At 63.9% G+C, this 13725-nt stretch carries 13 protein-coding genes; 9 read left to right on the top strand and 4 right to left on the bottom strand.

Going from position 1 to position 13725, the window contains the following annotated elements; all coding sequences use genetic code 11:
• Positions 1-177: 177 nt before the first annotated feature.
• On the top strand, positions 178-1086 hold the full coding sequence (gene prmB / locus PMM47T1_RS15810) for a 50S ribosomal protein L3 N(5)-glutamine methyltransferase (protein WP_008370607.1): 909 nt from the start codon (positions 178-180) through the stop codon (positions 1084-1086).
• A 63-nt stretch (positions 1087-1149) separates the two neighbouring features.
• Here prmB and PMM47T1_RS15805 read toward each other — a convergent pair whose 3' ends face one another.
• Both PMM47T1_RS15805 and PMM47T1_RS15800 read right to left on the bottom strand, forming a co-directional pair.
• Positions 1150-1956: a hypothetical protein gene (locus tag PMM47T1_RS15805; RefSeq protein ID WP_008370605.1), complete on the bottom strand. Its 807-nt coding sequence runs from the start codon at positions 1954-1956 to the stop codon at positions 1150-1152.
• A 100-nt stretch (positions 1957-2056) separates the two neighbouring features.
• Positions 2057-3010 (bottom strand): alpha/beta hydrolase family protein, encoded by a 954-nt coding sequence (locus PMM47T1_RS15800; RefSeq protein ID WP_008370598.1) that lies wholly within the window; start codon positions 3008-3010, stop codon positions 2057-2059.
• Between the two features lie 136 nt (positions 3011-3146).
• On the opposite strand from PMM47T1_RS15800, the gene aroC reads away from it, so the two are divergent.
• The 4 genes from aroC to mtnC all read left to right on the top strand — a co-directional run bounded on the left by aroC (position 3147) and on the right by mtnC (position 6213).
• Positions 3147-4238, top strand: a complete 1092-nt coding sequence (gene aroC / locus PMM47T1_RS15795; RefSeq protein WP_008370595.1) for a chorismate synthase — start codon at positions 3147-3149, stop codon at positions 4236-4238.
• A 69-nt stretch (positions 4239-4307) separates the two neighbouring features.
• Entirely contained in the window at positions 4308-4928 is a 621-nt protein-coding gene (locus PMM47T1_RS15790; protein ID WP_008370593.1) for a methylthioribulose 1-phosphate dehydratase, read from the top strand.
• A gap of 16 nt (positions 4929-4944) precedes the next feature.
• Entirely contained in the window at positions 4945-5490 is a 546-nt protein-coding gene (locus PMM47T1_RS15785; protein ID WP_008370591.1) for a 1,2-dihydroxy-3-keto-5-methylthiopentene dioxygenase, read from the top strand.
• 12 nt (positions 5491-5502) lie between these two features.
• Positions 5503-6213, top strand: coding sequence for an acireductone synthase (gene mtnC / locus PMM47T1_RS15780; RefSeq protein ID WP_008370583.1), 711 nt, complete (start codon positions 5503-5505; stop codon positions 6211-6213).
• A 70-nt stretch (positions 6214-6283) separates the two neighbouring features.
• Here mtnC and PMM47T1_RS15775 read toward each other — a convergent pair whose 3' ends face one another.
• A complete protein-coding gene (locus tag PMM47T1_RS15775; protein WP_008370581.1) occupies positions 6284-6562 on the bottom strand; it encodes a DUF3509 domain-containing protein in 279 nt (92 codons plus the stop codon).
• Between the two features lie 339 nt (positions 6563-6901).
• On the opposite strand from PMM47T1_RS15775, the gene PMM47T1_RS15770 reads away from it, so the two are divergent.
• The 4 genes from PMM47T1_RS15770 to PMM47T1_RS15755 all read left to right on the top strand — a co-directional run bounded on the left by PMM47T1_RS15770 (position 6902) and on the right by PMM47T1_RS15755 (position 10628).
• Positions 6902-7426 carry an ankyrin repeat domain-containing protein gene (locus PMM47T1_RS15770; protein ID WP_008370578.1) on the top strand — a complete coding sequence of 175 codons (525 nt, stop codon included), beginning with the start codon at positions 6902-6904 and terminating at the stop codon, positions 7424-7426.
• A gap of 65 nt (positions 7427-7491) precedes the next feature.
• Positions 7492-8022 carry a hypothetical protein gene (locus PMM47T1_RS15765; RefSeq protein WP_008370576.1) on the top strand — a complete coding sequence of 177 codons (531 nt, stop codon included), beginning with the start codon at positions 7492-7494 and terminating at the stop codon, positions 8020-8022.
• A gap of 83 nt (positions 8023-8105) precedes the next feature.
• Positions 8106-8297, top strand: a complete 192-nt coding sequence (locus tag PMM47T1_RS15760) for a PLDc N-terminal domain-containing protein (RefSeq protein ID WP_008370574.1) — start codon at positions 8106-8108, stop codon at positions 8295-8297.
• 252 nt (positions 8298-8549) lie between these two features.
• Positions 8550-10628: an LTA synthase family protein gene (locus PMM47T1_RS15755; protein WP_008370562.1), complete on the top strand. Its 2079-nt coding sequence runs from the start codon at positions 8550-8552 to the stop codon at positions 10626-10628.
• A 77-nt stretch (positions 10629-10705) separates the two neighbouring features.
• Here PMM47T1_RS15755 and PMM47T1_RS15750 read toward each other — a convergent pair whose 3' ends face one another.
• Complete coding sequence (locus PMM47T1_RS15750; RefSeq protein WP_008370561.1) at positions 10706-13645, bottom strand: DUF6543 domain-containing protein; 2940 nt, start codon at positions 13643-13645, stop codon at positions 10706-10708.
• Between the last annotated feature and the right edge of the window lie 80 nt (positions 13646-13725).

The following is a 13725-nucleotide window of genomic DNA, read 5'->3' as shown; positions in this document are numbered from 1 at the left end:
TGGATAGGGCTTTTGCCACATTGTCCACTGCTTGCGCCCTTCTGTGAATCGCTTCACGCATTCGCCGTGCAGAATCTGGGCGGTAGCCGGGTGCGGCCCTTGCGCAAAATGCCAGCAAGGCGCCCATTGGCGGGGCTTCGCTGGTAGAATGTGCGGCTGTATTCAAAGGAGTCTGCCGTGATCACTTCCCGCCTGCGCACCCTGCGCGACCACATTCGTTGGGCTGTCAGCCGTTTCCATGGGGAAGACCTGTATTTCGGTCACGGTACCGACAATGCCTGGGACGAAGCGCGCCTGCTGGTACTGGGTGCCGTGCACCTGCCGTATCAGATCGCCGACAGCTACCTGGACTGCGCCCTGGAAGAAGACGAGATCGCCCACATCCAGGCGCTGCTGCAGCGCCGCATCGAAGACCGCGTGCCGGTGCCGTACCTGCTGAATGAGGCCTGGTTCTGCGGCATGTCGTTCATTGTCGACGAACGCGTGCTGATCCCGCGCTCGCCCATTGGCGAGCTGATCGAGAACAGCTTCGAACCCTGGCTGGCCAACCCGCCGGCGCGCATTCTGGATTTGTGCACCGGTTCGGGCTGCATCGGCATTGCCTGTGCCGACGTGTTCCCGGACGCCGAAGTGGCGCTGGCCGACCTGTCGTTCGAGGCCCTGGAAGTGGCCAACCAGAACATCGAGCGCCACGGCGTGGATGATCGCGTGTACACCGTGCAGGGTGACGGCTTCGGTGGCCTGCCGGGCCAGCGCTTTGACTTGATCGTGTCGAACCCGCCGTACGTGGATGCCGAAGACTTCGCCGACATGCCCGACGAGTACCAGCACGAGCCGGAACTGGGCCTGGCCTGCGGCACCGACGGCCTGAACCTGGTACGGCGCATGCTGGCCGACGCGGCCGACCACCTCAACGAAAAAGGTTTGCTGATTGTGGAGGTGGGCAACAGCCAGGTGCACGTTGAGGCGCTGTACCCGGAGGTGGATTTCCACTGGCTGGAGTTCCAGCGTGGCGGCCACGGCGTGTTCATGCTCAGCGCGGCGCAATGCCGTGAGCATCAGGCGCTGTTCGCGTCCCGCGTCTGATCCCCCATTTCATGGGGGCGCCTTCGCGGGCACGCTCCGCTGCTGCTGGGTTGCGTTGGACCGTTACCGGTGGGTAGCAATCCAGATCAACAGTCCCGCCTGAAACACCGCGAAGGCCACCAGGCAGGTGATGGTGAAGCGCAAGCCGCTGTCTTCACGCTTGAACTTGCTGACCCGTTCTTCCTGCTGGCGCAATTTCACTTCCTGCTCCTGCAGGTTGTGCTCGGCCAGTTGCAGCATGTTCGCCGCGTCCAGAATCTCCACCACCTGCACCCGGTCACCGTTCCAGGTGGCTATCAGTTCACCGACCTGCACGTCGGCATAGCTGCCTTTCATGTGCTGAGCGTCGGTGTAGCTGACGGTAAAGCCCTGGGTCTTGAGCGTGTGGTCGCGGCGCAGGCGGGTGTCTTCATTGAGCCCGTCCTTGCTCGCCAGCGCGGCGCCCTCCACGCGGTAGTGGGCCCATTTGCGCTGGGCCCAGATCACCGCCTGGGCCATGAGGAAACGCCCCAGGCCGCGGTTCAGGGGTTCCATGCTCAAGCCCGACTCGGGGCCGAAGCTGACGGTGCGGGTCTGGTGGTTGGCCCAGACTTCCAGGCGGTTCTGGTCCTTGCGCACTTTCTGCGCCGGCAACTGGATGTCCATGCGCAGCAGGCTGTAGTCTCGGCCATGGCGCTCGGCGCGGCCGAACTGCACGAAGCGCAACGGCCGGGCGCCGGTGGCACGGTCTACCGTCAGAGGCAACAGACGCAGCATCTTGAAATGTTCAGGCACCACATCCGCCCACGGCAACTCGACCGGTTCGGCGGCAGGCGGCTGTACAGCTTCCACGGCCACTTCGGGTGACTCTGGGGTTTGCGTATCGGTCATCACGGCGATCCTCTTTCGCGCAGCACTGCGGGTATCAAAGTCGATACCTGCATCGGCGTATCGGCCGCATTCGACGATACTTGCGCGGTATTTGCAGCGATCAGTGAATCGTCTTGATAAATGCCACCACGGCGCGCCCCAGCGCGTCGGCCAGGGGCAGGTCACGGTTGTTGTAGGAGGCTACCTGGGCCTTGAGATCATTGGGCACGATGCGCATCACGTGGTTCATGCCGTCGATCAGCACCAGTTGCGCATCGGGCTTGGCGGCCTTCAGGGCCTGGGCGTCCTGCACGCCCACCTGGATGTCGTTGCGGCCCTGCACAATCAGTGCGGGCACCTTCACCTTGGCAAAGGCGCCCGCCGGGTTCTGCCGCAACAGCGACACCAGATAGGGCTGCACGCTGGGGCGGAAGATCACGTGTAAGGGGCTGGGTACATCAGTGTCGTACTGGCCGGCCTTGAGGCGCTCCAGCAGTTGCCAGCTGCGCATCTCCAGGTCCGGCGGCAGGCGGCCCTTGAGCTGTTCACGAATCACCTCGTCCAGCGGGCGACCGCTGCCGCCAATGGACACCACCGCGCTGGCGCCGCTCTGGGGCGCGGCCAGGGAGGCGATCAGCGCGCCTTCGCTGTGGCCCAGCAAAATCAGTGGCCCTACCCGCGGGTCGGCCTTGAGTTTGCGCGCCCAGGCCTGGGCATCGGCCACGTAGCCTTCCACGCTCAGGTTGCGCTCGTCCGGCGCCAGCGGCAGGCCGCTGGCCACGCCACGCTTGTCGTAGCGCACGCTGGCGATGTTGTTGCGCGCCAGCAGTTGCGCCAGCTTGCGCAGGCTGTCGTTGTTACCGCCTTCGGGGTTGTTGCCGTTGCGGTCGGTAGGCCCGGAACCGGCGATGATCAGCACCATGGGCACCGGTTTGTCCGACAGCGGCAGCAGCAACGAGCCGTGCAGCACGCCGGTGCCGGTGTCCAGGTCGATGGGGCGCTGGGCCACCACCGGGGCGGCCTGCAGCAGGGGGCACACAAGGAAAACGAGGAGGGCAGCAAAGCGTAGCATCATCAAGCCAGTATCCGAGAGGTGGCGTTTGGACTTATACCAAGGGCGAAGGTTCGCACATCCAAGGATGAATCAACGCACCAGCGTGCGTATACTGGCCGCCTGATTTGATTTTGGCTGAATTCGCGGAGCGTCCTGCATGTCCGGCAATACCTACGGCAAGCTGTTCACTGTCACCACCGCTGGCGAAAGCCATGGGCCGGCGTTGGTCGCCATTGTCGATGGCTGCCCGCCGGGCATGGAACTGTCGCTGCAAGACCTGCAGCGCGACCTGGACCGGCGCAAGCCCGGCACCAGCCGCCACACCACCCAGCGCCAGGAGCCTGACGAGGTCGAGATCCTCTCCGGCGTGTTCGAAGGCCGCACCACCGGCTGCGCCATTGGCCTGCTGATCCGCAACACCGACCAGAAGTCCAAGGACTACTCGGCGATCAAGGATCTGTTCCGCCCGGCCCACGCCGATTACACCCTGCACCACAAGTTTGGTGAGCGCGACTACCGTGGCGGTGGCCGCAGTTCGGCGCGCGAGACCGCTATGCGCGTGGCCGCCGGCGCCATTGCCAAGAAATACCTGGCCAGCCAGGGCATCGTTATCCGTGGCTACATGAGCCAGCTGGGCCCCATCGAAATTCCGTTCAAGACCTGGGATTCGGTGGAAGACAATGCCTTCTTTTGCCCCGACCCCGACAAGGTGCCAGCGCTGGAGGCCTACATGGACCAGCTGCGCCGTGACCAGGACTCGGTGGGCGCCAAGATCACCGTGGTCGCCGAAGGCGTGAAACCTGGCCTGGGCGAGCCGATCTTCGACCGCCTGGACGCCGAACTGGCCCACGCGCTGATGAGCATCAATGCGGTCAAGGGCGTGGAAATTGGCGCCGGCTTTGCCTGCGTGTCCCAGCGCGGCACCGAGCACCGTGACGAAATGACCCCCGAAGGCTTCCTCAGCAACAACGCGGGCGGCATCTTGGGCGGCATCTCTTCCGGCCAGCCCATCGTCGCGCACCTGGCCTTGAAGCCAACCTCGAGCATCACCACGCCAGGCCGTTCCATCGACGTCCATGGCAACCCGGTGGAAGTGATCACCAAGGGCCGTCACGACCCGTGCGTGGGCATTCGTGCCACGCCGATCGCCGAGGCCATGATGGCTATCGTGCTCATGGACCACCTGCTGCGCAACCGCGGCCAAAACGCTGACGTGCGCGTCACTACCCCGGTGCTGGGCCAGCTGTAACGCCCGCCGCCGGGGTTGCTGACCGGCCGCCGAGGTGATGATTGTCACCCGTGTTCAGGAGGAACCGGCATGAGCCTTGATCGCCAACAGCTTGCCCGGCAAATAGTCGACGCCGGGCGTTTTCTGTATGGTCGCGGCTGGTCGCCAGCCACCAGCAGTAATTACTCCGTGCGCCTTAGCGCCGACCAGGCGCTGCTGACGGTGTCGGGCAGGCACAAGGGCCAATTGGCCGAGGACGATGTGCTGGCCACCGACATGGCCGGCATCAGCCTGGAACCCGGCAAGAAGCCGTCCGCCGAAACCTTGCTGCACACGCAGCTGTACCGCTGGCAGCCGGGGATCGGCGCGGTGTTGCATACCCATTCGGTGAATGCCACGGTGTTGTCACGCCTCACCCCGGCCAATCGGCTGGTGTTCGAAGGCTACGAACTGCAAAAGGCTTTCACCGGCATCACTACCCACGATTGCGTGGTGCAGGTGCCTGTTTTCGACAATGACCAGGACATCGCCCGCCTGGCTACCCAGGTGCAGCCGTGGCTGGATGAGCACCCCGACTGCGTGGGCTACCTGATACGCGGCCACGGCCTGTACACCTGGGGGGCGCAGATGAGTGATGCGCTGCGCCAGGTGGAAGCGTTCGAGTTTCTGTTTGAGTGTGAACTGAAAGTGCGATCGGTTTCCGCTCGCTAAAAGAAGGAATGGCCTGATGAGTAGCCTGACTGTGTACCACGAGTCCACCCCGGACATTCCCAACAAGGTACTGACCCACCTTGAAGACATCGCCGCCACCCTTGGCGAACACGGTGTGCGCTTCGAGCGCTGGCAGGTCAGCGCGCCCATCCAGCCCGGCGCCAGCCAGCAGCAGGTAATAGACGCCTACCGGGTGCAGATCGACCAGTTGATGACCGAATGCGGCTACCTGACCGTGGACGTCATCAGCCTGGACCGCGACCACCCGCAGAAGGCCCAGTTGCGCGCCAAGTTCCTTGACGAGCACCGCCATGGCGAAGACGAGGTGCGTTTCTTCGTGGCCGGGCGCGGGTTGTTTACCCTGCACATCGATGATTACGTGTACGCCGTGCTGTGCGAAAAGAACGACCTGATCTCGGTGCCGGCCGGCACGCCGCACTGGTTCGACATGGGCGAGCAGCCGCACTTTGTTGCCATCCGCCTGTTCAATAACGCCGAAGGCTGGGTGGCGCAGTTTACCGGGGAAGAGATTGCCAGCCGCTTCCCGCGCCTCGACGACTGACCCGGAGCCCGCATGCCCATCATGGCCGTCCTCACCGATATCGAAGGCACCACCAGCGCGGTGAGTTTTGTCTTCGACGTGCTGTTTCCCTTTGCCGCCCGCCATTTGCCCGACTATGTGCGTGAGCACGCCAGCCAGCCCGAGGTGGCCGCGCAACTGGCCGCTGTGCGCCAGGACAGCGGCGAGCCCGATGCGGATGTGGAGCGGGTGATCCACATCCTCTTGCAGTGGCTGGCCGACGACCGCAAGGCCACCGCGCTCAAGGCCTTGCAGGGCATGGTCTGGGCCCAGGGCTATGCGGCGGGGCTGCTCAAGGGGCACGTGTATCCGGATGCCGTGGAGGCGCTGACGCGCTGGCACCGCGACGGGCTTGCGCTGTATGTGTATTCGTCGGGCTCGGTGCAGGCACAGAAGCTGATTTTCGGTTGCTGCGAGGCGGGCGACCTGAGCGGGTTGTTCAGCGGTTATTTCGACACCACCTCGGGCGGCAAGCGCGACGCGCAGTCCTACCGCACTATCAGCACGGCCATGGGCGTGGCGGCGGGGCAGGTGCTGTTTTTGTCAGACGTGGTGCAAGAGTTGGATGCGGCGAGGCAGGCGGGCATGCAGACCGTTGGCCTGGTGCGTGAGGGTGGGGAACTTGGCGATCACGCGTGCGTCAAAACCTTCAATCACATACGTGTAGGCGCTGCCGAAGGCTGCACTGGCCCCGTGGTTCACTGAACGTATCCAGCGTATATCGGGGCAAGCCCAGCCTGGCGGCAGCGGCTAAAACGCGACAGGTAGTGTGATCTCAGGCCGAATGATAGGTCGGCAGGGCGAAGCGGTTCTGGCTTTGCAGCATGTTAATGGCGGGCAGTTCGCTGGCGGCACCGGCCAGGTCGCGGCGGATGGCGCTGATCACCCAGGTCAGTTGCTCGGCAGTGTGCAGTTGAGCGTACGAGATAGACCTTCTGGTCACTTTCCCTTCGTTATCGCGCAGGGTCAGCAACACCGCGCCGTCGGGGCGTGGTTGAGTGGTGACGTCGTAGCCGGCGAATACGGAAGCGAATTTTTCTTGAATGAAGTTCATGTCAGCTCCTGGCTCTTTGGTTGGCAAACCTGGGAGTAAAGAGTGCAGAGCCCGTGCCAGCTTTGTCGTAGAGGGCAAACCCAATGAAACCGGGGCTGTCGGGCGAAAAGCAATTTTCGCTTTCGTGCAATTTGCATGAATGATCATTTGCTGCACGGCATTTTGCGCGACGGGTTCGGGTATTTCCGAAAGGCGGGGAAGACTTTTTGCAAAGCCTTATGGTCTATGACAACGAATTGCCAATTAATTCAATCGTCCGGCACCATAGGCAGGTTCTGTTGACCCCTTGTCGGTACAGGCCGGACACTGAGCGCCATTAGTCAGCCAGGAGGTTCCCCCATGACAGACAACCGTGAAGCCCGCCAGATGAGCGCCGACGAAGCCGCCGAATTCGCCGCCCAGGTGTTCGACGTGGCCCGCAGTGGCGATGCCGACATGCTCGGCCGCCTGCTGGAAAAGGGCCTGCCGGTGAACCTGCGCAACCACAAAGGCGACACCCTGCTGATGCTGGCCGCCTACCACGGCCACCAGGACGCTGTACGCGTGCTGCTGGCCCACCAGGCCGACCCCGAAATTCGCAATGACAACAACCAGAGCCCAGTGGCCGGTGCTGCCTTCAAGGGTGACCTGGCCGTGGTGAAATTGCTGGTGGAAGGCGGCGCCAGCGTAGAGGGCGCCGGCGGCGATGGCCGTACCGCGCTGATGATGGCGGCCATGTTCAACCGCACGGCCATTGTCGACTACCTGCTTGGCCAGGGCGCCGACCCCCACGCCAAGGACGCCAACGGCGCCACGGCCCTGGCCGCCGCGCAGACCATGGGGGCCCAGGACACGGCCGCGCAACTGGCGAAATTGTCCGCCTGATACCCTTGGGGCGTGAATGCGGCTATCCTTTGCGCCCTTTTTTTCATCCGCTGCAGGCCGCCCCCATGAAAGACCAACTGATTGAACTCATCACCAAGATCAGCTCGGGCTGCCTGGCGGAACAGGACATCGCGCGCATCGCCGACGAAGCCGCCCAGGCCTACGCCGACCCCCAGGCGTTCCTGGCGGCCAACCCGGACATCAACTACGACGACACCTTTCCCATTGCCCTGGGCGAATGGGTCGTGGTGGGCAGCCTGCCGGAGACGGTGCTGTTCCAGGCCGACACCTACCAGGACCTGTTCAGGCAGATCACTGATTCGTTCGGCACCCATGTGACGTTCAACTTCAAGGCCAAGCAGTTGGCCAAGATTGAGCCACTGACCGCGCTGAACCGCATCCAGGTGCAGATGAGCAGCCTGAGCAAGGAAGACGGCGGCTACACGTTGGTCAACTTCAGCCAACTGCTGGACGATGACATCCAGTGCGTACTGGTGTTCGGCAAGGACGTGGTGCGCGTGCTGGAGCTGTGCGCAGCGCTGAACATCGCCGCCGCGCCCTCGCTGGAAGCCCTGAAGATCGCCGTGCACGTCTGACACTGCCGTTGGTGGTAGAAGCTCCCCACAACAAACAGCGGTTAGCTACGCTGAAGGGACGTCCCCTTCACGGAGCATCACCCATGGGTTCTACCTTCAACGGCCTGATCGGCCTGATCATTCTGGCCCTGGATATCTGGGCGATCATCAATGTGCTCAAGAGCAGCGCCGAGGTGGGCATGAAGGTGCTCTGGATACTGCTTATCCTATTGCTTCCGGTGCTGGGGCTGATCATCTGGGCCATTGCCGGCCCGCGGGGTAATGTGCGCCTCTAGGCAAAATTGTTACCTGGTACGTCATGCATTTTCCGGCGGCTGCCATCCCTGCAGCCGCTGCCGCAGGCTGCGCGGGCCCCCCGTAACGCTGAAGAGCGCCGCTGCACACAGGGGCCAGCGCAGCCTGGCGGCAGGGGCTATGGGATGCCTGGCAGGTAAATTAGCTGTGCATCCCTTTTCATCTTCGTGCACCATTTGCCCCCTCGTGTTTCACGATTCCACTAAACCCCCCTCCACGGATTCTCTATCGACATGGCCAACACGGACGCCTTGGGTCCGGCGCAGGCGTATCAACGCCGGCAGCCGACCGTCAAATCCCACCTTGCCTACACGTTGCTCAGCGGCCTGGCCATCATGGTCCTGCTCAGCCTTCTGCGCCTGGCATTGCTGATCTATAACCGTGAAATGATCCTCGACACCCCGGCCTCGACCTTTGTCGAAGCGTTCGGCAACGGCCTGCGTTTTGACGTGCGCCTGGTGGTGTACACCCTGATTCCGCTGGTCATCGCCACCCTGGTGCCCTGGCTCATGGCCCGCCGCGGCCTGTGGCGCTTCTGGCTGACCATTACTTCCAGCGCAATGATGTTCCTGGGCCTGATGGAACTGGACTTCTTCCGCGAGTTCCACCAGCGCCTCAACGGCCTGGTGTTCCAGTACGTCAAGGAAGACCCCAAGACCGTTCTCAGCATGCTCTGGTACGGCTACCCGGTAGTGCGCTACCTGCTGGCCTGGGCCATTGTCACCTGGCTGTTGAGCCTGGTGTTCAAGGGCATCGACCGCTCCACCCGCCCACGGGTGGACTACGTTGCCAGCGGCCGCCGTCCCGTGGCGCCGTGGTATGCGCGCGTTGCCGTGTTCGCGGTGCTGCTGGCCGTGGCCGTGGTGGCCGCACGTGGCACCTTGCGCCAGGGCCCGCCGCTGCGCTGGGGCGATGCCTACACCACTGACTCCAACTTTGCCAACCAGCTGGGCCTCAATGGCACCCTTAGCCTGATTGGCGCGGCCAAGAGCAGCTTCTCCGACGAGCGCGACAATATCTGGAAAGCCACCATCCCCCAGGATGATGCGCAACAGACCGTGCGCAACATGCTGCTGACGGTCAACGACAAGCTGGTGGACGCCGATACCGCTGCCGTGCGCCGTGACTTCACGCCGCCGGCGCAGAACGTGCTGGGCTACAAGAACGTCGTGGTCATCCTGATGGAAAGCTTCGCCGGTCACTCGGTGGGCGCCCTGGGTGCCCCGGGCAACATCACCCCGTACTTCGACAAACTGGCGAAGCAGGGGGTGCTGTTCGACCACTTCTTCTCCAACGGTACCCACACCCACCAGGGCATGTTCGCCACCATGGGTTGCTTCCCCAACCTGCCGGGCTTCGAGTACCTGATGCAAACCCCGGAAGGCGCGCACAAGCTGTCGGGCCTGCCAGAGCTGCTCAGCGCTCGTGATTTCGATGACGTGTACGTGTACAACGGCGACTTTGCCTGGGACAACCAGTCCGGCTTCTTTGCCAACCAGGGCATGACCACGTTCATTGGCCGCAATGACTTCGTCAACCCGGTGTTCTCCGACCCCACTTGGGGCGTGTCCGACCAGGACATGTTCGACCGCGGCGCCGAAGAGCTGGCCAAGCGCGACAAGGCCGGCAAGCCGTTCTATGCCTTGCTGCAAACCTTGTCCAACCACACGCCGTACGCCATCCCGTCGCCGTTGCCAGTACCGCAGGTTACCGACCGTGGCTCGCTTAACCAGCACCTCACTGCCATGCGCTACTCCGACTGGGCCCTGGGCCAGTTCTTCGAGAAGGCCAAGAAGGAGCCGTACTTCAAGGACACCCTGTTCATCGTGGTGGGTGACCATGGCTTCGGCAACGAGCAGCAGATCACCGAGATGGACCTGGGCCGTTTCAACGTGCCTATGCTGATGATCGGCGAAGGCCTGCAAGAGAAGTTTGGTGCGGTCAACCACACGGTCGGCACGCAGATCGACATCGTGCCTACCATCATGGGCCGCCTGGGCGGTGAAACCCGTAACCAGTGCTGGGGTCGCGACCTGCTGAACCTGCCGGACGGCGACAAGGGCTTCGGCGTGATCAAGCCTTCGGGCAACGAGCAGACCGTGGCTATCATCACCGGTGACCGGATCCTGGTGCAGCCCAAGGACATGGCTCCGCGCATGTTCCGCTTCCAGTTGGGCGCCGACCCGAAGGCCGAGCCGATTGCCGATGAGCCTGACCAGGCCGACCTGCTGCACAAGCTCGACTCGTTCATCCAGACGGCGACCAAGAGCCTGCTGGACAACACGGCGGGTGTGACTGAAGCGAAGAAATAAGCGCTTTTGCTCGCTACCTTGAAACCCGGTGCCGGAAACGGCATCGGGTTTTTTTGTGGGCGCAGGAACCCTAGGCCTTACAGCGCGACAAACTGCGGCTTGATGACATAAATCGCAGAATCGGCTGCGTCAGCGGTCAGGTCCACCACGGGAAGCAGTGGAAACAGCTTGCCATCGGCGTGAGCCTGGGCAAGCTCTGGCAGCAGATGATTGGCGCTGGCCCGCACCTGCTCCAGGATAAACGCCTCCCACGCGCGTGGGCCCAGGCCAATGCTATGACTGGGGATGCGCAGGCGACCATAGGGGCCCGAGGGCAGCGCTCGCGGATAAACCACGTAGTAGGCCCTGCTGTGCGGGTGCATGCAGATCAGCACGGGCAGGGTGTTGTAGTGGAGGGTGGCCCGGGGCACATAACCCAGGCTTGAACAGACGCTTTCAGCCACGCCCATCAGCACCTGGTGGCGCCCCAGGTTGTGGTGGCCGGGTTGCCTCTCCATCGTAATCAGTTGCTCGATGTGCTGCCGCTGGGAGGCCAGCACGTCGGCGCCCAGCGCATGGAAACTGGCGCGCTGGCGGCTGAATTCCAGGCGGGTCATGGTTACCTCCACGCTTGAAAGCGACTTGGGTCTGAACACCACGGGCGCACGGTGCAGCATGACGTCGTCACGGGAGGCGGCCTGCGGTGGCGCAGGCGCGAGAATCTCGTGTTCGGTGAACCGGTAGTTATCGCGGTCCAGGTAGTAGGCCGCTTCCAGAAACGCGTGACTGTGCTGCGGTTCCAGCCCGGCCTGTGCCAACAGTTGCGCGTCGGGCCAGTGCAGGGGTGGGGCGCTGGCGGTCGGGTTATCCATGCCCTGCAAGGATTCCTGCTCAAGGGGCGGCGCGCTCGGTTCTACGGGCGCGTGGCGGGCGCGCCAGGCCAGGTTGTCATCACGCACAATGGCTTGCCTGAAACCGTCGCGAAGGTGAGGGGTAAGCAGCCGGTAGGTTGCGTGTTCGCGGCTGTAGTCCACTTCCAGTTGGCGCACCTGGGTGGGGCTGTCGATGTGCCGAATGTAATGGCGGCCGCCCACGTGGTAGACGCCGTCGGGGTCGGCATGCAGCCCCTTGAGCGAGACCTCGGCATCGGCCAGGGCGGGTAGCGCGCCAGGCAGTGGCGGCACCGCCAGAAGCCGTGCCTGCAACTGTTCGGGGCCGGCCCGAAAAAGGCCCACGGGGGCGCCCCGCAGGTCCAGCACCGAGCCGCCCAGGCTGGCGAGGGAGCCGCCAATCTCGTCCACGGCCTGCTCATAGTCGCCGCGCTGCATGGCCTGCACACCGCCCACCAGGGCGGGCAGGCTGAGCAGGCCGTTGACCGCCAGGCCGGCCCAGGGGTTGATGGCGCTGGCAACGGCGCCAGCCACGGCGCTGGCCAGTGTGATAGCGGTGTGCAGGTTGCTTTGCCGGTCGCTGGTGGCGGCGGCTTCCGCCTGGCTGACCAGGCTGTCCACATGTGCGTCGAACGCCGCGTCACTGCTCGCGCGCGGCAGATGACCAGCCTTTAACGCCTCGGCCCACTTCGGGTCGCTGGGCGCGCCCATGGCGGCCCGTTGACGTTGCAGGGCAAAGTCGGCCTGCTGCATCTGGGCGAAAACAGTGTGGAAGGGCAGGTGGGGGGCCGTGTCGATCAGTGCCCTCAGGTGGGGGCCGTAGGTACCACCCACATCCACCTCGCGCACCACGGTACGGATGAGGTTGGGGTCCAGGCCGGGCACTGGCTGGCCGTGCTGGTCGACAATGACGGCGGTCAGCCAGTAATCGACGTCCAACGCGCCGATGTTGCTCAGCGCCTTGTCAGGTAGCGCCGTGAGGTCACGGCCGTGCTTGATTTCGCTGTAGATCAGCCACGGCAGGCCTTTCCAGAGCTTGGGCAGCAGCGCCACTACCCGCGCTTCGCTGACGTAGAGTTGGTCGACATTGATGCGCCGGCCCAGGCGACGACGCAGTTGCCCCTCGACCCGGGCCTTGGCGAAGGCTTTGAGGCCCGGCAGTTGGGTCATCAAGTGTTGCCACTGCAGGGCGTAGCGGGCCAGTCGGCGCGTGCGGTGGGCCAGCGCCTGACGCGCGCGTGGCGAGGCGCTGCCGAGCCAGGCAGGTTCAGTGGCCGTCAGCAGCGCCTGGGTGCGCCGGGCTGTGAAACCGTCGGGGGCCAGGGCGTCGCGAAGGTCCAATGCGGCGGTGAGGCCCACCACCCATTCACGGCCTTGCAATGCGCTGAGCTCGCGGTGCTTAAGGTGGTAGGCAAAGTCGTCCAGCTGTTTTTGCTGCCAGCCGGCCCAGAGCCAGGCGAATACATCGTCGGTGACCTCGGTGAACGTCATGGGCGCACGGGCGCGGTTGCCCAGGCGCTTGCTGTCACGCTCGCGCAAGCCTGGGCGCAGGCCTGCAAGCAGGTCTGCCGCACGCAGGGCTTCTAGGTTGTCGAACGTGCGCACGCCCTCACCGGGCGTGAACAGCAGCAGCTTGCCCACGTCCTCCTGTTGTTGCAGCGAATGCAGGCGTATATGGGCCGATTCCGCCAGCAGCAGGCTGCCACTGCAGTCCAGTGAGTGGTCGTCCAGGGTGAGGTGCACGGCGTAGGCGCGGGTGAGAGGCCCGAAGTAGCGGCCCCGTTCGGCTTCCGTGGGCCATTGGTGGACACTCTTGGCCATCAACCGGTGCGGGTCGCCCAGCAAACCGTCGGCATGCAGCAGGTTGACCTGGGCCAGACAATAATCGGCCAGTGCTTGGGCGCCCTGGGCCGAGTTCACCTGGCCCGTTTCGCTGTGCAGGTATTCGCGCAAGCGAGTAGGGTAGCTTTTGGGCAGGCGCAGCAGCGCGGTTTGTGTGGGGGTGTGTTCGTCGGCGTCTTCGCTCAGCCGCTGGCTCATGCGCTGGAACACCGACAGTGGCGTGGGCCACTGGGCGAGCGCATGCAGCAGCGTGCCATGGTGTTGCAGCAGGTGCGTGTAGTGAGTATGGGCGAGGGCAATGGTCATGGGGCGGCTCCTTGGGCAAAGAGCGCTAGCAGGCCAGTTGGGCCGGCCGGGCAGGCGGTATCTATATGAAGATTGCCACC

It is taken from the genome of Pseudomonas sp. M47T1, assembly GCF_000263855.1.
Taxonomy (GTDB): domain Bacteria; phylum Pseudomonadota; class Gammaproteobacteria; order Pseudomonadales; family Pseudomonadaceae; genus Aquipseudomonas.
This window is presented reverse-complemented; position numbering and strand designations above follow the sequence as displayed.

Bases quoted from the DNA above. Each gene is read 5' to 3' on its own strand.
- PMM47T1_RS15805 (WP_008370605.1), bottom strand. From the start codon at position 1,956: ATGACCGATACGCAAACCCCAGAGTCACCCGAAGTGGCCGTGGAAGCT.
- PMM47T1_RS15800 (WP_008370598.1), bottom strand. From the start codon at position 3,010: ATGATGCTACGCTTTGCTGCCCTCCTCGTTTTCCTTGTGTGCCCCCTG.
- aroC (WP_008370595.1), top strand. From the start codon at position 3,147: ATGTCCGGCAATACCTACGGCAAGCTGTTCACTGTCACCACCGCTGGC.
- PMM47T1_RS15790 (WP_008370593.1), top strand. From the start codon at position 4,308: ATGAGCCTTGATCGCCAACAGCTTGCCCGGCAAATAGTCGACGCCGGG.
- PMM47T1_RS15785 (WP_008370591.1), top strand. From the start codon at position 4,945: ATGAGTAGCCTGACTGTGTACCACGAGTCCACCCCGGACATTCCCAAC.
- mtnC (WP_008370583.1), top strand. From the start codon at position 5,503: ATGCCCATCATGGCCGTCCTCACCGATATCGAAGGCACCACCAGCGCG.
- PMM47T1_RS15775 (WP_008370581.1), bottom strand. From the start codon at position 6,562: ATGAACTTCATTCAAGAAAAATTCGCTTCCGTATTCGCCGGCTACGAC.
- PMM47T1_RS15770 (WP_008370578.1), top strand. From the start codon at position 6,902: ATGACAGACAACCGTGAAGCCCGCCAGATGAGCGCCGACGAAGCCGCC.
- PMM47T1_RS15765 (WP_008370576.1), top strand. From the start codon at position 7,492: ATGAAAGACCAACTGATTGAACTCATCACCAAGATCAGCTCGGGCTGC.
- PMM47T1_RS15760 (WP_008370574.1), top strand. From the start codon at position 8,106: ATGGGTTCTACCTTCAACGGCCTGATCGGCCTGATCATTCTGGCCCTG.
- PMM47T1_RS15755 (WP_008370562.1), top strand. From the start codon at position 8,550: ATGGCCAACACGGACGCCTTGGGTCCGGCGCAGGCGTATCAACGCCGG.
- PMM47T1_RS15750 (WP_008370561.1), bottom strand. From the start codon at position 13,645: ATGACCATTGCCCTCGCCCATACTCACTACACGCACCTGCTGCAACAC.